This window comes from Catonella sp. (genome assembly GCF_057250765.1).
Map to the genome: position 1 here is coordinate 18,026 of NZ_DBHIEC010000016.1, position 19,503 is coordinate 37,528.

Below are 19,503 nucleotides of genomic sequence, written 5' to 3' on the forward strand. Positions count from 1 at the left end.
CTACCTCTTCATAATATCAATGACTTTATCTACAATCCCATCTGTATCCAGCCCGTAGTGCTTAAAGACCTCTGATGATGTTCCAGTGATTACCGGCTCATCTGGAAGTGAAATGTTCACACAGGTCTTAGGACAATTTTCCCCTATGATTTGAGCAACCATTGAACCAAGCCCTCCAAAAGGGGAGTGTTCCTCAACTGTTAATACAAATTTTGCTTTTCCTGCAGCCTTTATGACTGCCTCCTTATCAATTGGCTTAATGCAATACATGTCAAGTACAGATGCAGATATTCCCTTATCTTCAAGTATTTTTGCAGCATTATAAGCATGATAAACCAGTTCACCACAAGCAATAATTGCGACATCATTTCCTTCTTTTAGGATGGTTGCCTTATCCATTTCAAATGGGCATTCGTTCTCACTATATATGTCCTCGACCGGATTTCTTCCAACTCTTATATATGCACACTCCTCATCTTCAAGAAGGCTTTCAATTAACTTTCTTGTTTGATGTCTGTCACTTGGCAGATATACCCTCATTCCTGGAATAGACGACATAGCAGCTATATCTTGAGCAGAATGATGACTCATCCCTAAAGCACCATAACTTATTCCACCTGATATTCCAATTAGCTTTACGTTAGTTCGTGAATATGCGCAGTCTACCTTGCACTGCTCGTAACTTCTTGTCGTAAGAAAAGCTGCAGGACTGGCAGCAAAAGGCTTTTTCCCGCATTTAGCCATGCCTGCTGCTACTCCAACCAGATTTTGTTCCGCTATCCCCATTTCAATAGACTGCTTAGGAAATTCTTTGAAGAAAGGCGAAAGTGAAGCTGAACCCCTCGAGTCACTGCATAATACTACTATATCACTATCATCCTTTGCCTTCTCCATTAGCACATCACATATAACTTTTCGATTTGGAATCTTATTCACGTTCGAGTTCCTCCTTCCTCTTATTAAAATCATTTATTATTGACTCATACTCTTCATCATTTGGGAGATGGTGATGCCAATCAGCCTTATTCTCGCAAATGGAGGCACCTTTCCCTTTGATAGTATTGGCTACTATACATACCGGCTTTGTCTTTACCATCTTTGCCTGTTCAAATGCATTGTGTAACTCATCAAGATTGTTTCCGTCTTTTACCTCAATGGTTTCCCATCCAAACGCCTCTATTTTATTTGTTAGGTCATCAAGCGCCATTACATCCTCAGTTCCACCCGATATCTGCAAATGATTTCTATCTATAACCCAAATTAAATTATCCAACTTGAACATAGCGGCAGACATTGCAGCCTCCCAATTTGAACCCTCTGCAAGTTCGCCATCACCTGTTACCACAAACACCCTATTATGTTTATTATCCATTTTACAGGCAAGTGCCATGCCCACAGAAACAGGAAGACCGTGTCCTAATGAGCCTGAATTCATTTCTATTCCTGGAAGCTTATTATTAGGATGTCCTATATAAGGTGAACCTAGTTTTGAGAACCCATCCTTTACATCGTTTAGTTTCAGAAATCCTCGTGCACAGAGCACTGCATAATATGCTTCCATCGCATGGCCTTTACTCAAGACGAATAGGTCTCTGTCTGGAGATTGAGCTGTTTCAGGAGTAATATTAAGCTGATTAAAGTAAATTTCAGTTAGGATATCAATTACCGACAAATCGCCTCCAATATGACCACCGCCACCTGCTCTAATAATGTCTACAATATCCTTTCTAAGCTCATACGACTTCACTTTTAATTCATTCATATCATTCTCCTCTTAAATAAGCCTTAACTTCCTCTTCAATCGGATCATATAAATCAGCCTTAATTCCCATATACTTACATGCTTCATATAATACCGGAACTACATCTTTATGTATACCTACACAATGATGAATGTAAGGTCCTTCTACAATTTTTGCCTCCAGCCTCTTAAGGTTAGCAACCTCAACCCAAAGATATGTGCCCATTCCTTTTGGTCCCGAAACACCTTTGGCATTACCTAACAGCAAGCTATATTCACCGTTGTCTCCATCAAATCTGCAAAGTGTCAAATTACCATACTTTGCTTCTGCTGTCACAGCTCCTGGATGTTCAAACGCCAGAGGGTAAGTAATGCTAGGTTTCTCCCTGCTCACTGATATTGGCCAAGGTCCACAGTGCTGCAGGAGTTCACCATTCTCGCTGTCAGGATTACGCACTGTCCAGTCTGCGAAGAATCCTCTTGTTCCATCATTTGCAGCAGCTTCAATTAGAAGTGCAGTAATAGCCCCATGTATATCAGTCTCACAAACAATAGGTATTCCCTGCTCGTTAAGTATAGAATTTGCAGCGCAAGGCATTATACCAAGTTCACCCTGTAAAGCATTCCAACACTGGATGGCTCCAGCATTACAGTGATATTTCTTTATAAGGTTTTCCATTGCTGCTGCAAGTCCTGCTACATTTACAAGCTTATCCTCCTTGATTTTTATCTCCATATTTTTATGGCAATACTCAATAATTTCGTCTACCCTTGAGCCCTCAGCAATGCACTTCTTAACCTCTGCAGTAAGCTCAGGAAGCGGGATTGGTGATAGTTGAATGTTGAATTTTTCCAGCAATTCTCCCTCATTGCACATAGTTGACCAGAAATCAAAAGGCCTTGGTCCTATTTGTAATATTCTTGTATTTCTAAATGTTCTAACTACATTACAGACAGCAAGAAAGTCTTTTATTCCTCTTTCAAATTCAGGGTCAGTAAGCCTGCAATTAGTCATATATGTGAATTTAACCCCAAATCTTCTGAGTACTTTTCCTGTAGCAAATAGACCACATTGTGAATCTCTTAGACGTCGTCCCTCTTCATCCGGCCTTTCGTCCCTAGGTCCCCATAAAAGTACAGGTACATTTAGATCCTTTGCAAGCCTAGCGCATTCATATTCAGTCCCGAAATTACAGTGAGGCAAAAACAGTCCGTCTATTTTCTCTCGTTTGAATTTTTCCACTATTTTTAGTCTGTCATTTTCATCATACAGAAGACCTTCTGAATTAATGTCTGTGATATCTACAAAATCAACTCCAAGTTCTTTTAATCTTTCTGCTGTTAAACCTCTGTATTTAATTGCATCAGGTGCACTAAATATACTCCTTCTTGTGGGTGCATATCCTAATTTAATTCCCATAATTATACCTCTTTTCTTCTAAGACTATTAAACGAGAAAGAATCCTGCTTCGCATTGCAAAATATTCACGCAACTAAATTTAGCGTGAATATTTTGACATGGTTAACCGGTTTTTATTAACTTCCATAATTTATTTTAAGTTTTGCAAAGAAATCTGATAGAGTCAGCCTTGAATCGATGAAGTTATAAACTCTGACATCTTTCGCCTGTTCGGAAAAGCTATAGCTTTCATCTTCATAACTTATTGTCGGTGCCTTGAATATATCATAGACATCATCCCTTTCACTTTCCATAAGAAGCACACCAACAGTAGGACTGTCTCCCAATCCCCATACTTCGCCATGTGGCCACTCATAATCTGCACATTCATTATTTAGCTCAACCATCTGCTCAAAGAGATATTTCCCAATCTTACCACAAGGCTCCACATTCAGCTGAAGCTCAGCCAGCGTAACTGCGTTCTGCTTATAACAGTTCTTAGTTATCTGCCATACCGGTATTTTCGACTTCATAACTACATTTGCTGCCGCTACATCCTGATGCTGGTTAAATTCCCAGCCTCCCTTAGGATAATTTCCACCACCTATCCATATCACAGTCATCCTTTCACAGATTTCCGGTTTCTTTATTATGGCTGAAGCTAAGTCGGTAATCCCACCCAGGCAGGCTATAAACAGAGGACGTTTATCATCCTTCATAGCCTCTTCAATTATATAATCCACACCGGCAGCTTCTCGTGGTGTTGTTTCATTTTCAAGCGGATACTCTGCTCCTCTGTACACCTTATATTCATCATCAAGATCCATAAGCTTTAGAATTTTGTTTATTTCATCTTCACTTGCTTTTGCAGTATTGCCCTCACCAAATTTTTTCGGGTTCTGATTAAAATGGGCGGCAACTATACCTGTAACAATAAACTTATCTGTCATAAGATGATGCACCAGCGCAAACTGATCGTCAGCCTCATTTTTACAATCGGTATGTACAATCACTCTAACCTTCTTCTGGGCAGGTACTTCAAAGTGATAATTCCATTTTTTCATTATTTTGCCTCTTTCATTATATTTTCAATTTCCTCTATATATTTAATATCAGTAAAGCGCCTAAATATTCTCAGGAAGAATATGGCACTGATGTATCCCACCGCCGAAAATCCAAATAGTATCCACATGGGCAAAGCTATAAATATAGTTAAATATGTTGTCATTGTTGCCAACACCAGAGACGCAATCATAAGAAAAATTACTATAATATAGGGAAATCCAGCTATCCCGATAAAACTTGCCTTAACTATGGTATCTGTAAGCCCGTTATCAAATCTTGCAAGCATTGCCAGGGCATAAATAACTACTGTCAAAACTATAGCTGTAGCAATGCCCAACACTATCATAAGTCCTCGATTTAACCCCCCTGAATTTACTGTCATGATTAGTGAACCAAGGTAAAGCAGGAAAACTATCCATATTATTGTGCTATTCTTGAAATTATCCCTGAAGACAGTAAAATAGTCATCTGTAATATATCCTGCTCTTTTTTCCTTTATTTTGAAACACACCGAATCCATTGCAGTTATTGATGCGCCTACAGTTATTATTGGTAAGGATGTTAAAATAAAAAGAAGATTTAATTTTACAAGTTCCAGTAAAAGCTCCATAAATTTCCAAACCGGGGCTTCGGGTTTGAATAAGTTATTTTTCATACTAAGTTTTCCCCCTAAAAGTTTGATATCTTTTAATTATTTTACAGCTCCCGCCATTCCTTCCACAAAATAACTTTGGAATATAAGATAAACTATCATAACCGGTATCACCGATATAAGCACCCCTGCACACAAGTATCCGTAATCGGTTCCATGCTCACCAACAAAAGTCAATAGTCCAACCGGAACAGTTTTTAGCTTATTATCATTTATAACAACAGATGCCAAAAGATATTCATTCCAGGTTGCAAGAAAATCAGTTATTAAAAGTGTAGCTATTGCAGGCTTAGCTATTGGCAATATAACCCTTGTAAATGTCTGCCACTTAGTTGCACCATCTATATAGGCTGCTTCATCTATAGCCTTAGGTATACCTTTTAAAAATCCATGTAAAATAAGTATTCCAAACGATATTCCAAATCCTATATAGATATAAAATAATCCAAAATATGTATTGGTCAATCGTAACTGACTATAAACAATACTGATTGGAACTAATGCCACCTGCATAGGGAGCATCATTCCTACCAGAAAGAATACCAGCCATCCGGTTTTACCTTTTAATGTTAGTCTTGTAATTGCAAATGCGGCCATGGCCTCAATAAAGATTCCAAGTGGCACCTTCATAAGACAGATAATTAGACCATTTTTCATATATGTAAATAGTCTGCCCTTAGTAAATGCTCCAACAAAATTCTCAAGTGCCGGCTTTTCAGGTAATTGAAACAAGCTTAACCCACTGAAAAAATCTGGTTTTGACTTTAGAGATGTCAGAATAAGGGTAAGAATAGGCACTACCCAGATTAGAGCAAGAACCGTTAGCACAAAATATTTTAGTGCCGAACTTCCAATTTTTTTAGCCTTAGCATCCATCCTTTTCCCCTTTCCTTAACTTCTTTTTGCTGTAAATACAAGATACGGAACAATAATAACCAGCATAATAACAACCATAAATATAGCTATAGCAGTACCGTATCCAATATTATTATATTGATATACCTGATTATACATATAGGATGCAAGCACCTGTGTTGAATTGTTTGGTCCTCCATCTGTAAGACCTTTTACTATATCATACACCTTCATAGCTGCTATAACCAAAGTTGAGATAACCATAATAAATGTTTCTTTAATCATTGGAGCAGTAATATTAAAAAACTTTCTTACCTTACCTGCTCCATCAATATCAGCGGCTTCAAGTATATCTTCCGGAACAGCCTGTATTCCTGCTATGAACAGTATCATCGGTTGCCCAACCGCCTGCCATAAGGACGCTGCAAATAATCCATATAATGCCACTTTTTCATTAGAAAGCCAGGTCTGCGAAAAATCAATGCCTAAGGCCTTTGTAAACTGGTTAATAAAGCCAATTTGCGGATTGTATATCCATCTCCAAATAATAGCTACGGAGATTCCAGATATTACACAAGGAAAATAGAAGAAAGCTCTAAAAAATGTTCTTCCCTTGAAAGCCCTACTTAGCAATAATGCGAGAACAAGAGCAACTGTCATTGTAACAAACACAGTAAGTAATATCCATATAATAGTATTCTTAAATGATATCCACATAACAGGATCTTTAAACATCTTTATATAGTTACCAAAACCTACATACTTCATTTTTGCAATGCCATTTCCTGAATATGCACTTATGTAAAGCGAATACCCTATTGGAAAAACAATTACTGACAAGTATATAATTAGAGCCGGCAGCATAAACAAGTATGCTGATACAGAACCCTTCTTTTTCATCTTTATCACCTGTTTAGCTGCCTATACAGCCCCTTTTATCATTTTATCATTTTATTTTGCTTTGTAATCTTCAATAGCTTTCTGAATTTTCTTTGCCGCTTCAGCCGGTTGCATGGAACCACCTGCTATTGCATCCTGGCACTGGAAAAGAACATCTGCAACTTCAGCAGGTAAAGCCTGGTCAGTAATTGTAAATGTACCATTTTTATTAGCAGCTTCGAATAATCCCGGTACATTTGGCTGTCCTTCCGGCATACTTGCTCCATTGACTGGCAATGGTAAGTTATATGCATCAGGATACTGCTTTGCATTTTCTTCGCTGTAAATATAGTCCATATATTCTACTGCTGCTGCAAGTTCCGCATCGGTCAATTTTGCATTGAACTGTGTCATTTCTGCAAAAGCCGACATACGATTTATTCCGCTCGGAAACGGAAACCATCCTACATTGTTCATGTCTATACCATTAGAATTAATCTGGCCATCAAACCACTGTCCTTCAATATCCATTGCTCCAATTCCCTGCCCAAAGTGTAATATTATATCTTCAGGACTGGCTGTTACAAAACCATCAGGGTAATAACCTGCTTCACAATGTTCCTTATATCTCTCAAATGCCTTTACTACAGCTTCATTATCCCAGCTTTCAGTAAGGCTTTGCAATTTATCATGGAGCTCCTTTCCGGCAGCAGTCTCAATGTACTGTTCAATCCACCTCATTGTATGCCAACCATTAAGTCCGGCTGTAATCATTGGAGTAGTGCCGCTTTCCTTAAGCTTTTTGCAAACAGCTTCAAATTCATCTATAGTTGTAGGTACTTTCACTCCGGCCTTTTCAAACAAGTCTTTTCTGTAGTAGACTCCGATAACATTGAAGCTGGTCGGATATCCCGCTACTTTACCTGACAATTTGCAAAGGTTTAGAGCTCCCGCACTAAATTTATCTGCCCATTTATTATCTTCTGCATACTTAGTCAAATCGTAAGTTACATTATTATCAACATAATACTGACCAAGAGCGCCACCCCAGTTGAACCACATACTTGGCATAGAATCCGATTGTGAAGCTGTTTTACAAGCATCCTTAATTCCATCTGTATCATAATAGGATACTGTCACCTTTTTATCAGGATGATCCGAATTCCACTTTTCTGTCAGTGCATCTAACGCAGTTTGTCTCGACTGCAGAGCCCAAAATGTAAGCTCAACATTTCCACCATCTGCAGTATTGGCACCACTTCCTGAAGTTGTACTTCCTGCGCTCTTTACATCACCACCACTCTTACTTGATGTATTTCCACCACCTGCACAACCTGCGAGCATTGTTGCTGAAAGTATACACGCTGTAATACCTGAAAGCACTCGCTTAAACATTTTACTTTTCATACATTTCCTCCCTTTACCTAAAACTGAATAGTATCTAAACTTATTAAACTTTTGATTAGTTTAATTACGGTTTAAATTTTAGCACCATTGTCTATATTTTTCAATATAATTTTTTGGCTAATTGTATTTTTGTTTATTATGTTTAATTCTTCTTTTCAATTTTGTGCATTCTGTATAGGTTTTTCTGTTTCTTCCAGCATTCCGCCATTGTTATTCAAGAATATTACATTATTAAACTTTCTAAACTTTTATTGAGGAGCTGTCGATGCTGTAAGGCAAACTTCCCTGCTGCGAGCTGTGTATTTCTTTTTTTGAGAGATAATTTTTCTCTTACAGAGAAATCAAGAAAAGCCCGGTTTACAAGGGCTACAGAAGTTGTGAAATGTTGTCAAATGTGTTGGAAATAACATCATATGCAACACATATGCAGCAGGTATGCAACAAAGATATTGATAAGTATAGGACATTTTTCAGTAGAAATACTGGGGAATGTCCTTTTTACACGTTACTACAAGCGGTGCATCAGACAGTGAATACTTTGAGATGATGCTTGCATCAAAACTTGCTTACCGTCAGGTGCAGCGTGAGAATGAAGACGAGCTTAGAGAAATCAAACAAGAGATTTCTGAACAGCAAAGTGAAAATCTGAAACTGGATTATGCGATTTCTTATAAGAGGGAAAAGCTGGAAGAATACGAGGATGAAATATCTAAGTGGGAACAGTTTCAGAATACACTAACAATACTTAAAGAGTATATTTCAGCATATCTTCCCCTATCGCCGCTATTAGAAGAATTTGCAAATTGTGTAGAGCATAAGAAGGATATTGAAGCCGGAAACAGTTTTAGAGGTCTGCTAAATGCATTGGGACAGTTTCTGAGAGCATTTAAGGAATTGATTGTTGATGGTGTGTGTTGGTTCCCAAGGCTTATGCGATGGAAAACGAGTAAAGGAGAAGTTGCACCGGTATTCTCGGACTATCAGAATGAAGGTTATGATTACCGATTGAAAGCATATATGAATGTTGTAACAAAAGAAAAGTACAGCATAGACAATATTCAGGAGGAAATTAAGCCAGAGAACCGAATTGGTACGTTGGAACAGTTGGAACAAGGGATTGTGGCAGCGGAAGAGATGGTACGAGAGGTGGAGAGGATGAGGATACGGAAGAGGTAATATGATAGCCCTGCGTGAAAACACGCAGGGCTATCAGTTATGGAAAAGTATATTGGATTATACTAAATTACAGCGATGTAACTCTTGATAAAACATGGCTCGTCCAGAATAATTCCAATATGCACAATCTTGTTCCATAAACAACCATTTTATAGCTAATAAAATAATTTCTATAGGATGTTCTGTGCCTGCATAATCACAGAATGTTGCACCTGAAGGAGTGCGGTTGACCGGTTGGCAATCATAAATAAGTTGTATTTGTTTGGCAACAGAGGGATATATATTAGGAAAATTGTTTTTACAGTCACATAGTGCGTCTATGATGTCTTGATGACTAGGGTTAGAGTATCGACGACTCTTTTTAAAAAACAGTCCATCAATGTTTACGGTGAAATCAAATCCTTTATTTAATTGGGTTGGACGTTTGAGAAAAATACCATAATTGCCAAACTGTTCAACATTATAATGATAACGAGATGCATTATTGCCTGTACCAGTACCGGGATTTTCATATAGAAAAGTTTGAATTAGATTTTCGCGCATGGAAATGCGGTTACCCATAGGTAATGAGTAGTTAATTATTTGGGCCATAATTAGAAACCTCCTTAAAAAATTCCATTATTTCAACACCAAGTACATTTGCAATCTGATTGAGTACAGATATAGAAAAGCTCTTATCACATCCGGCAGCCTCAATTTTAGATAGATAGCTAATGCTGATTTTAGCCTGCTCTGCAAGTTGTACCTGTGTTAATTTTGCTTGTTCTCTGTAATGTTTTATATTTGCACCTATAACACGATATAGGTCTGCATCATTGTTGAAATACATATAAAAACCTCTTTCACTATTTGTGAATATTATCGCATAAGAGTAAATAGATATAAATTCACTTATAGTGAAAGAAAATAACTGTGGCATTTTGTGAGATTATGCGTTACAATGATAAAATCAAGAAAGTGAAGGAGGCATGACTTATAAGTTTACAACCAAATAATTTTCAGCTTGAATCAACGACGGTCTGGTCATTTCCAGATAGAGGCAGTTGGGCAACGCATTCAGGAAAGTATCGAGGTAATTGGTCACCATATGTGCCGAGAAATCTGATACTTCGCTATTCAAATCCGGGAGACTGGATCTTAGATCAATTTATGGGTAGTGGAACAACTTTAGTAGAGGCAAAGCTGCTCAATCGCAATGCGGTAGGTGTTGATATCAATCCGCAGTCAGTTTCAATCTCTGAAACAAATTTACAATTCCAATGTGAAACAAATACAAAGATATTTACGCGAAATGGCAATGCTACTGATTTGCATTTTATCAAAGATAGCCATATTGACTTTATCTGTACGCATCCACCATACGCAAATATCATCAAGTATAGTAAAGGTATCGAAGGAGATGTTTCGTTACTTGGTGCGGATGAATTTTTGTCAGAAATGAAGAAAGTAGCAGAAGAATCTTTTCGGGTACTGAAAAAAGGCAAAATGTGTGCTGTAATGATTGGGGATGTAAGAAAGTATGGAAAGGTAATACCATTGGGCTTTCGGATGATGGAATGCTTTCTTCAGGCTGGATTTACAAATAAAGAGATTATCATTAAGGAGCAGCATAATTGCAGTTCTACGGACTATTGGAAAAAACAGAATCATAATTTTCTTCTACTTGCACATGAGTATATTTTTGTGTTCCAGAAGTGATTTAATTCACAAAAAGTGAAAGTTTTGGTTGTTATTTATTATGTTTGCAAGTATAATAAATGTGTGAAAGTTTGTTCTTGGTTGAACATAGAGAAGAGGAATCAAAATGAGTAATTCGAGTATCGTTCCATTTGTGAAATGGGCTGGTGGAAAGCGTCAGCTCTTACCACAGATAAAAGAGCGTATGCCAGAACAATATAATAATTATTTCGAGCCATTTGTAGGTGGTGGTGCGGTAACATTTGAATTGCTACCTGCAAATGCTCTGATAAATGACATTAACAAAGCATTGATTAACACATATAAGCAGATTCAAAATGTTCCAGATGCATTTCTAAAAGCGGTAAACAAGCTGGATGAGGAAATGTGGGAGGATGGAAAGGAATACTATTATTCCCTTAGAGAGCATTACAATGATAAGCTGATGAAAGCAGAATATGATGTAGAACTAGCAGCGTTGTTTGTGTTCATCAATAAGCATTGCTTCAATGGTTTGTATCGGGTCAATGGGAAAGGACTTTTCAATGTGCCATATAACAATAGTCGTAGGGCATCTGTGGATGAAAAGGCTATTATGGAGACTTCGGAGTATCTTCAGAATGTAAATATCATTGATGGCGATTTTGAGGCTGCTTGCAAAGATGCAAAAAAAGGTGATTTTGTATTTATTGACAGTCCTTATGCACCATTAAATCCAACTTCTTTTGAGTCTTACACAAAAGAGGGATTTGATATTGAAAGCCATAAGAGATTGGCAAAGTTATTTGATGAATTAACTGCCAGAGGCTGTTACTGTATGCTTACAAATCACAATACGGAGTTGATAAATGAGTTGTATGGTAACAAAGGTTATAAAATAGATGTTGTAAGTGTGAAACGTATGATTAATTCGGATGCATCCAATAGGGTTGGAGAAGAAGTGATTATATGCAATTATTAGGAGAAGAGTTGATGGGATACAATGAAGAAAAACAAATAGTAGTTGATTATGTAACTTGTGATGGAAATATAATAGAATTGACGCGAAGCAGAGATAATTTAAAAAGTTATTATCAGGTGTTGGAGACCTATAATGATTATATGCAACTGGCAATAAGATATCCAGGATATAAGACAACCAAAACTAAATGCGATTATTGTGTATATCTGGTTGATGAAGAAGGAGAACATCCAATTTCACACGTTGAGATTATGAATGATTTGTACAATAAAACTACTGCATATAATTTTCAGCATATGAAACGGTATATTGAGCAGGTTGCTACAGTTGGAAGAAATGTGAATATAGATGAAACCTTGATACCAGCATTTAAGCAAGGGTTTCCGTTTGAAGTGTTGACGGATTTGATGTTTTACATTGCAATTCAAGAGGATATTAATTATCCAAATGATAGATTTCAAGGAAGAAAAATGTGTTTTTATAGATATCTTGAGGCAATATATTGTAAAGTAAATACGAATCATCAAATTGAGGAAGCAATAGATAAAGCCACAGCACGTGGGTATATTCCGCGGAATTGGAACGATGTAGGAGAGTTGTATAATATTGTTTCAAGAATACACCGTTAATTAAAGTGAGGCGAAATATATGAATGGGTTATTTAGCGTAAAAGTGCCATTATATTTCGAGACAGATGAATCACAATTAGTGTTGGGTGATTCATTCAAAATTCTAACAAAAATGGAACCGGAATCTGTGGATATGATATTCGCAGACCCACCTTACTTTTTAAGTAATGATGGTATTACCTGTCAGGGTGGAAAGATGGTTTCCGTTAATAAAGGCTCATGGGATAAACTTTCGGAGAGTGGAACCAGTATCGAAGAAAAACACAAGTTTAACAGAAAGTGGATTAAGTTATGCAAGAAAGTACTAAAGCCGAACGGCACGATTTGGATATCAGGAACATTGCACAATATATATTCAATTGGTATGGCATTGGAGCAGGAAGACTTCAAAATAATTAACAACATAACCTGGCAAAAAACAAATCCACCACCAAACTTAGCGTGTCGATGCTTCACACATTCTACGGAAACCATTTTATGGGCAAAGAAGAATGATAAGAAGTCTCGGCATTTTTTTAATTATGAAAAAATGAAAGAAGAAAATGGTGGTAAACAGATGAAGGATGTCTGGACGGGTGCGCTGACAAAGCCATCTGAAAAGACGGAAGGCAAGCATCCGACACAGAAACCGGAATATTTGTTGGAAAGAATTGTATTAGCTTCTACAGAGGTGGGGCAGGTTATCCTGGATCCATTTTGTGGCTCAGGAACTACCGGAGTAGAAGCTGTGCGATTGGGAAGGAAATTTATTGGAATAGATGTAAGTGAAGAATACTTACAGATAAGCAGGAGAAGATTGGAGAAGGTAGCAAATGACAAATAGAGATTTTGACGAATGGCTGAGTAAGTTCAGACCGAGTATATCAAGTTATGATTACTATATTGACTTTGATAAGGTTGTCAGAAATGTAGAAGAAATCAAGGTGGAATTGAATATTCTGAATTCCTTGATTGGTTCAAAGAATATAGAGGAAGATTTTGAGAGAATTGTGTCAAAGTATCCGGAAACATTGCAGTGTGTACCACTGTTACTGGCAGTAAGGGGATATGAAATTTATGCTCAGGATGAAGATGGTGCTTTCCTTTATAACTTCAAAAATATGGATTATGATGTAAAACAGTATAAGGTATTTATGCATAAAACTGGATTGTTTGAGATGATTGCTAACCATTTAGTGAATAATCTTGTTGATTATGCATTGGGAATTGAAACTGGATTGGATTCCAATGGTCGTAAAAATCGTTGCGGTCACCAGATGGAAGATTTGGTTGCGAAGTACATACGAGCAGCAGGATTTGAAAAGGATGTTAATTACTTTAAGGAAATGTATCTTAAGGATATTGAACAAAAGTGGGATATAGATTTATCTGCACTTTCTAATCAGGGCAAAGCTGCTAAAAGATTTGATTTTGTAATCAAGACAGATAATCAGATTTATGGCATTGAAACAAACTTCTATGGTGGCGGTGGTTCTAAACTGAATGAAACTGCTAGAAGCTATAAAATGCTTTCGCAGGAAGCGGACACCATAGATGGATTTACTTTTGTGTGGATTACAGATGGAATTGGATGGAAGAGTGCTAAAGGTAATTTGAGAGAGACGTTTGAGGTCATGGATACAATTTATAGTATTGATGATATGGAAAATGGGATTCTGAACGAAATGTTTTGTGTTAAAAATAGCATATATACAGAAGTGAGTTATACAAGATGAGTAAGAAGAACCGAAAAACACTATCAACCCAATATTTATTAAGAATAAAGGACATATTCGAAAGGAATAAATGGACAATAGAGCGTTCAGAAGATAAAAGTATGTCACAATTTAATAGATTTTGCCAAAGAATTTTAGATATTGGAGAAAATGAAAAAAGAGATTTATTTTTAGAATTGTCAGAAAGATATTTGTGGTTGACGCAGGAACACTACCTGGAATGGCTGATTGATGTTTTAAGAAAATTAGTTAAGAATATAGAAGAGGATATTAAAATTTTTGTGATGCCGTTAATTGCACCGGAAGATATTGGAAAAGTAAAAAGTTCAATGCTTTTGACATATTTATTTAATGACGTGAAAATAAGATATGACAGCGTTTTGGGAAGATATAAATATGAATTAATCTATGATGGTGCAAGTGTTTGTGGTAAGATGTCAGGAGAAAAATCAATACTAGTTCTGGTTGATGATTTTATTGGGACTGGGAAGACAGCAGAAAAGTGCTTAAAAAGTATGAATTTGCCAAATGACATTGTTGAAAGAACAAAAGTGCTTGCATTAGTTGCACAGGAAGAGGGAGTGGATTATATACAAAAACTTGGAGTTGAAATTTATGTAGGTGAAACTAGAAGAAAGGGAATTTCAGATTATTATAAAGATGAAGAAGCTGAACATAGATTGAAGTTGATGAAAGAAATTGAAGATAAGATGTCTGTAAAAATGAACTATAGATTAGGATATGGACAATCAGAAGCGCTTGTTACAATGTGTAGAACGCCCAATAATACCTTTCCGGTATTTTGGGAAGAAAAAGGTAATATGAAACTTGCACCATTTCCGAGGAGGTAATGATGGACGATAGAATGAAATATATGTTGTTGAAAATATTGAGTACGGAAGGAAATGTAGATGCATTGGAAAAAGCTGGTTATCAATATGCACAAATCGCGAGTGCATATTCACAGATTATAAATGAGAGATTAGTAGTGATAGATGATAATCAGAGATTTGTTTTATCAGATAAAGGAAAAGAGGAAATGGAAAAATTAGCAGAAAAAATTAAAAATGAAGCAATATGGAAAATTGAACCATATATTGAATATAAGATTGAAAAAATGGATATATATGATATATTTATAGAGTAGATATTAGTCTTGGTGGCATAATTAGCCTCATTCACGCAAGTGATGATTGATGAGTTCGTCAATCAGAGAAGAATTTACTTTTCTAGCCTGTGTTTAAACTCATTTCTTTTTCGCAGGAGCGAAAACTCATGAGTTTAAACAACTGCACAAATTTTTCAAATTTGTTACGTGACTTTATCACGCATAGAAGCGGTTCTATGTGCGATAAAGTCATCGATATAAATTAGTAGTTATGCCACTAAGTTAATATGTTTTAGGAGAAATATGAATTGGAACGAATATGAAAATAATTATATCAGATTAGCTAAGCTAAATAGTAAATCAGATGAATATTGTATTAAACAGCTAGAATATGCAAAGAGACTGTTTGAACAAGATTTGCCAGTAATTTATAATCAAGAACACTTGTGTCGATTGGTTGGTTATGCAGAAGAATATGTATATGCGGTATCAAATTCGCCAAATTGTTTTTATAGAACTTTTAGTATATTAAAAAAGAATGGAAAAGAAAGGGTTATAAATGAACCATTACCAAGTTTAAAAGAAATACAGGATTGGATACTAAAAGAAATATTAGTAAAGATTAGCATAAGCCCATATGCCAAAGCATATGTAACAGGTCGTTCAATTAAGGATAATGCAAGATTTCATAGACGACAGAATAAAGTTTTAACAATGGATTTGAAAGATTTTTTCCCAAGTATAACATTTGGCAGGATATTAAATGTGTTTAAGAAAGTCGGTTATAGAGAAAGTGTAGCAGTTATGTTGGCAAATTTATGCTGTTTGAATAATGAATTACCACAAGGCGCACCAACAAGTCCCGCTTTATCCAACATAATTGCAAGTGGATTGGATTATAAGATTGCTGATTTTTTAAAGGGAAAAGATGTAAGGTACACACGATATGCGGACGATCTCACGTTTTCAGGAGATTTTAATGAAGGAGATATGATAAAAAATATAGAAAGGATAGTATGCAGACAAGGTTTCAATGTAAATCATAGTAAGACAAGGGTGAGAAAACGAAATCAGAGACAGGAAGTTACAGGGGTGGTTGTTAATGAAAAGCTTCAGGTCAGTAGAGAATTGCGCAGAAGAATTCGTAGTGATGCGTACTATATAGAAAAATATGGATTATCTTCACATATGGATAGGACAAATCAAACTAAAAGAAACTACTTATACTATTTGATTGGAATATCATCATATGCGCTATTTATTAATCCGTATGACGATAAGATGAAAAAATACTTAAATGTATTTAAAAAAGAGCTGGATAGATGCAAAAGGGAGGAACCCTAATTCCACTTCCCCATAGCCTCCACATACCCTTGCAGACCACCTTTCCTTGAGGCAAGGCTGGTATAGAATCCCGGTTCTTCTCTTGCAAGACGGATAAGATAAGCAATATCAAGCGGATCAGCCAATTTGACCTGAGCATTGCAGTTTTGGCAGTTGAAGGTGACATGGAATTGATTATCAAGAGTTACTTCGACACAGTCGGTTTCGGGTTTATACAGTGCAGATATTATTCATAGCCATTATCCTTTCTTTGAAAAGCGTTGTTGGTAGTTTTGGACAGATATAAGCAGCTTACCGTAAGATTCAGGTATGCAATATTTATTGCCACAAGCCCTTTAATTCCGGGCTTTTCAAGATACCAAAACGTTCTCGGAGAGATTTTTGTTTAATAGGAAATTGTGAAGATATTTCCTATTAAACAAAAAAATGATCATTCCTAATCAGTATAATTAAATTCTAAAACATAATTACACTATTCAGAAATGACCTAATTTAGTGCTTCCCCTCTGTTCATTAGTTCATCTTCACTTGTTTGACCGTATCCCCCGGTATCAGAGAGCAATTGGTATATAATCTTGACTTTAATGATGATGGCTCAAACATCTCTTTAAACAGCAACTGCATTACCCAATAAGCCCTTTCAGAGTGTGGTACTCTTATGCTTGTAAGCTTACAGCTACCTGTCACATATGGTGGCAACACATCTACTCCAATCAAACTTATCTCTTCCGGAATTTTTTTTCCCAATTCACACAATGCCCTTATGGTTCCTATTGAAACATGATAACTGTCCATTATAAATGCATCCGGAAGTTTATTTTTTTGTAAGTAAGTAATCATAAACTCATAGCATTCCTCTACGCTACTTCCAACAGGAATTATATATTCGCTTCGAAACTCTTTACCGTTTCTTTCCAATACCTCCTTAAATCCCCTTCTACGACTGGTATAATTATACATATACATAGTATTCCCCAGGTATATAACATTCTCAAGACCATTATTAAATAATTCTTCAAGTGCAAGAGAGATACCCTGTCTGTTATTAATCATAACGCAAGGGTATTTAGTCGTGGTCAACTCACAATCATAAATTATAAGCGGCTTATTTATTTCATAAAATTTCTCTTCATCCCCCTCCTGCAGTTCAGTTCCTATAACTATAACTCCTGCGACTCTGTCTTTATTACATTCTGCGGTCATTTCATCTATGTTATCAGTTGCAAAATCCACATACATAATCCCCAGAGTATAGCCCTTTTCTCTGGCATTTTTTTCAAAAACCTCATTTACATCTGTCCATAGGTCCATTTCTGCACCCTTTATATTCTTTAATCCATTGCTTACAAGCAGCACTTTTATTTCATGACCATTTGTAATCCTTGATTGCTGTGAGACATTACTCACAACCTTTGTACCTGCTTCCAGTTGCTTTTTGCATTCAATGACTTCCATTCTCGTCCGCTCACTTATCCCCGGTTTACCATTAAGTGCCAAAGATACCGTAGCTTTAGAAAGTCCTGTCATTCTTGCAATATCAACCGCTTTTACTCTCATACTTATTTTTCTCCAATTAATTATATTTCATATGGGTGAATATTTAGTCGTTCTAGCAATGTTTCTAAACTAATTAACATATATTAAACAATTTGTATAAACAAATAAACTTCTTCAATTATACCTATGTCAATATATAAAATCAATATATATAATTCTTGAGTTTACGTATTTTATCCACAAGTCATTCTTAATTACAGTTTTACAACAAATTTTTTTCAAAAAATCCCATAAATATAAGGAATCCTTCTCATTTTTGATGTATAATTTAATCATCACAAAAAAACATACTAAACAAAAATTAGGAGGACTACCTGTGATTAATTTTACATCAAATACTTATAAAATGAAACGGGAAATTTTAACTTTTTCAAATAAAATTTCAAAAAAAACTTCCAAAGCCCGAAAGAAAGTTTATGGCTGATATGAATTATGGCATGTTAGCATCAGGAAGCTGCCTACTTACAGACATAGCCGACAAACTTCACGAACCATCCAGAAAAATCAATGTTGTGGACAGGCTTTCCAACCACCTTGCAAAAGGAATACCCGCATACGCTCTCAACTCTTATCTTTCATCTGTTAAAAAATGGTGCCCTGAACATCCCGTGGTACACATTGATGACAGCGATGTTGTAAAACCAGGCGGATATAAATTTGAGTCGCTCTGTTTAGTGCGTGACGGTTCTGAAAGTACTGCCAAGAAAAACATTTATAAAAAGGGATATCATGTAACAGAAGCAACCATGCTGACTAATAACGCCCATCCGGTCAGCCTGTTTTCTAAAATCCATTCATCAAATGAAAAAAACTTTACATCAATTAATGATGTTACTTTTTCTGCAATAGAAAGGGCTGTCTCATTGTTTGGAAAGGCAAAAATGTACTTTTCCAGATGGCAGATTGAAGAATATTTCCGTTGCAAAAAGCAGATGTTTAAGTTTGAAAATTTCCGTATACGTAAGCTTAAGGCAATCAAATCACTAAATTTTTATATTACGCTATGCATGGCATTTCTTGCTCAGACTTCAATGAAATCTGAAACAAATGCCATGAAGGCTACAATAATAAAGGCTTCATATCCCATAAAGGAAAAAGTTTTATTTTATTATTACAGGCTTGCAAAAGGTATACAAAACGTTCTTTCATATTCCAAAGAAGGTGCAAGACTGTGGTTTAAGACAGAACGCCCGGTATACAGGTAGCTTTGCTTTAAATTTATAAGTTAACTTAAAGAACAAATATACATCTCACAAGTCCTGCTTAAGTAGGGCTTATTAAGTATGTTTATTTTTAATAGTACCACTTTTTAATGTAAAAAATTCCTAAATCTTCTTT

Annotated in this window: 22 protein-coding genes; 10 read left to right on the plus strand and 12 right to left on the minus strand. The window is 36.1% G+C overall.

Translation table 11 applies throughout. From position 1 onward, the window contains the following. From ACO6HM_RS09080 to ACO6HM_RS09115, 8 genes are all read right to left on the minus strand, one after another. Nucleotides 1-936 (minus strand): transketolase family protein, encoded by a 936-nt coding sequence (locus ACO6HM_RS09080; protein ID WP_485390737.1) that lies wholly within the window; start codon nt 934-936, stop codon nt 1-3. Continuing rightward, the gene (locus tag ACO6HM_RS09085) at nt 929-1,762 is read right to left on the minus strand and encodes a transketolase (RefSeq protein ID WP_485390738.1); all 834 of its coding nucleotides are present in this window, start codon (nt 1,760-1,762) and stop codon (nt 929-931) included. Before ACO6HM_RS09085 ends, ACO6HM_RS09080 begins: the two co-directional genes overlap by 8 nt. 1 nt (nt 1,763) lies before the next feature. After that, a complete protein-coding gene (locus ACO6HM_RS09090; protein WP_485390776.1) occupies nt 1,764-3,164 on the minus strand; it encodes an L-fucose/L-arabinose isomerase family protein in 1,401 nt (466 codons plus the stop codon). Between the two features lie 113 nt (nt 3,165-3,277). Next, entirely contained in the window at nt 3,278-4,204 is a 927-nt protein-coding gene (locus ACO6HM_RS09095) for a nucleoside hydrolase (RefSeq protein ID WP_485390739.1), read from the minus strand. Beyond that, nucleotides 4,204-4,860, minus strand: a complete 657-nt coding sequence (locus tag ACO6HM_RS09100; protein WP_485390740.1) for a DUF624 domain-containing protein — start codon at nt 4,858-4,860, stop codon at nt 4,204-4,206. Before ACO6HM_RS09100 ends, ACO6HM_RS09095 begins: the two co-directional genes overlap by 1 nt. A gap of 36 nt (nt 4,861-4,896) precedes the next feature. Continuing rightward, nucleotides 4,897-5,733 carry a carbohydrate ABC transporter permease gene (locus tag ACO6HM_RS09105; protein WP_485390741.1) on the minus strand — a complete coding sequence of 279 codons (837 nt, stop codon included), beginning with the start codon at nt 5,731-5,733 and terminating at the stop codon, nt 4,897-4,899. Nucleotides 5,734-5,748: 15 nt separating this feature from the next. After that, complete coding sequence (locus ACO6HM_RS09110) at nt 5,749-6,612, minus strand: carbohydrate ABC transporter permease (protein WP_485390742.1); 864 nt, start codon at nt 6,610-6,612, stop codon at nt 5,749-5,751. A gap of 51 nt (nt 6,613-6,663) precedes the next feature. Further along, entirely contained in the window at nt 6,664-7,998 is a 1,335-nt protein-coding gene (locus tag ACO6HM_RS09115; protein WP_485390743.1) for an ABC transporter substrate-binding protein, read from the minus strand. Between the two features lie 489 nt (nt 7,999-8,487). Here ACO6HM_RS09115 and ACO6HM_RS09120 point away from each other — a divergent pair, with 489 nt between their 5' ends. Continuing rightward, entirely contained in the window at nt 8,488-9,174 is a 687-nt protein-coding gene (locus ACO6HM_RS09120) for a hypothetical protein (protein ID WP_485390744.1), read from the plus strand. A 57-nt stretch (nt 9,175-9,231) separates the two neighbouring features. On the opposite strand, the gene ACO6HM_RS09125 is transcribed toward ACO6HM_RS09120, so the two are convergent. Beyond that, nucleotides 9,232-9,765, minus strand: coding sequence for a hypothetical protein (locus tag ACO6HM_RS09125; RefSeq protein WP_485390745.1), 534 nt, complete (start codon nt 9,763-9,765; stop codon nt 9,232-9,234). Next, a complete protein-coding gene (locus ACO6HM_RS09130) occupies nt 9,749-10,003 on the minus strand; it encodes a helix-turn-helix domain-containing protein (protein ID WP_485390746.1) in 255 nt (84 codons plus the stop codon). Before ACO6HM_RS09130 ends, ACO6HM_RS09125 begins: the two co-directional genes overlap by 17 nt. Before the next feature lie 146 nt (nt 10,004-10,149). Here ACO6HM_RS09130 and ACO6HM_RS09135 point away from each other — a divergent pair, with 146 nt between their 5' ends. From ACO6HM_RS09135 to ACO6HM_RS09170, 8 genes are all read left to right on the plus strand, one after another. After that, nucleotides 10,150-10,872, plus strand: coding sequence for a TRM11 family SAM-dependent methyltransferase (locus ACO6HM_RS09135; RefSeq protein ID WP_485390777.1), 723 nt, complete (start codon nt 10,150-10,152; stop codon nt 10,870-10,872). Nucleotides 10,873-10,978: 106 nt separating this feature from the next. Next, entirely contained in the window at nt 10,979-11,812 is an 834-nt protein-coding gene (locus ACO6HM_RS09140; protein WP_485390747.1) for a DNA adenine methylase, read from the plus strand. Nucleotides 11,813-11,823: 11 nt separating this feature from the next. After that, nucleotides 11,824-12,441, plus strand: a complete 618-nt coding sequence (locus tag ACO6HM_RS09145) for a hypothetical protein (protein WP_485390748.1) — start codon at nt 11,824-11,826, stop codon at nt 12,439-12,441. Nucleotides 12,442-12,460: 19 nt separating this feature from the next. Continuing rightward, nucleotides 12,461-13,264, plus strand: coding sequence for a DNA-methyltransferase (locus ACO6HM_RS09150; protein ID WP_485390749.1), 804 nt, complete (start codon nt 12,461-12,463; stop codon nt 13,262-13,264). Further along, complete coding sequence (locus ACO6HM_RS09155; RefSeq protein WP_485390750.1) at nt 13,254-14,156, plus strand: type II restriction endonuclease; 903 nt, start codon at nt 13,254-13,256, stop codon at nt 14,154-14,156. The genes ACO6HM_RS09150 and ACO6HM_RS09155 overlap by 11 nt, the downstream gene beginning before the upstream one ends. Further along, complete coding sequence (locus ACO6HM_RS09160; protein WP_485390751.1) at nt 14,153-15,007, plus strand: phosphoribosyltransferase; 855 nt, start codon at nt 14,153-14,155, stop codon at nt 15,005-15,007. The genes ACO6HM_RS09155 and ACO6HM_RS09160 overlap by 4 nt, the downstream gene beginning before the upstream one ends. Before the next feature lie 2 nt (nt 15,008-15,009). After that, nucleotides 15,010-15,303 (plus strand): hypothetical protein, encoded by a 294-nt coding sequence (locus tag ACO6HM_RS09165; RefSeq protein WP_485390752.1) that lies wholly within the window; start codon nt 15,010-15,012, stop codon nt 15,301-15,303. A gap of 264 nt (nt 15,304-15,567) precedes the next feature. Continuing rightward, complete coding sequence (locus ACO6HM_RS09170; RefSeq protein WP_485390753.1) at nt 15,568-16,608, plus strand: retron St85 family RNA-directed DNA polymerase; 1,041 nt, start codon at nt 15,568-15,570, stop codon at nt 16,606-16,608. Here ACO6HM_RS09170 and ACO6HM_RS09175 read toward each other — a convergent pair. Together ACO6HM_RS09175 and ACO6HM_RS09180 are read right to left on the minus strand one after the other, a co-directional pair. Further along, nucleotides 16,605-16,733 (minus strand): hypothetical protein, encoded by a 129-nt coding sequence (locus ACO6HM_RS09175; protein WP_485390754.1) that lies wholly within the window; start codon nt 16,731-16,733, stop codon nt 16,605-16,607. The two genes, ACO6HM_RS09170 and ACO6HM_RS09175, sit on opposite strands and share 4 nt — an antisense overlap. A 388-nt stretch (nt 16,734-17,121) precedes the next feature. Next, on the minus strand, nt 17,122-18,165 hold the full coding sequence (locus tag ACO6HM_RS09180; RefSeq protein WP_485390755.1) for a LacI family DNA-binding transcriptional regulator: 1,044 nt from the start codon (nt 18,163-18,165) through the stop codon (nt 17,122-17,124). 416 nt (nt 18,166-18,581) lie between these two features. Here ACO6HM_RS09180 and ACO6HM_RS09185 point away from each other — a divergent pair, with 416 nt between their 5' ends. Then, nucleotides 18,582-19,370 carry a transposase gene (locus ACO6HM_RS09185; RefSeq protein ID WP_485390756.1) on the plus strand — a complete coding sequence of 263 codons (789 nt, stop codon included), beginning with the start codon at nt 18,582-18,584 and terminating at the stop codon, nt 19,368-19,370. Nucleotides 19,371-19,503: the final 133 nt, after the last annotated feature.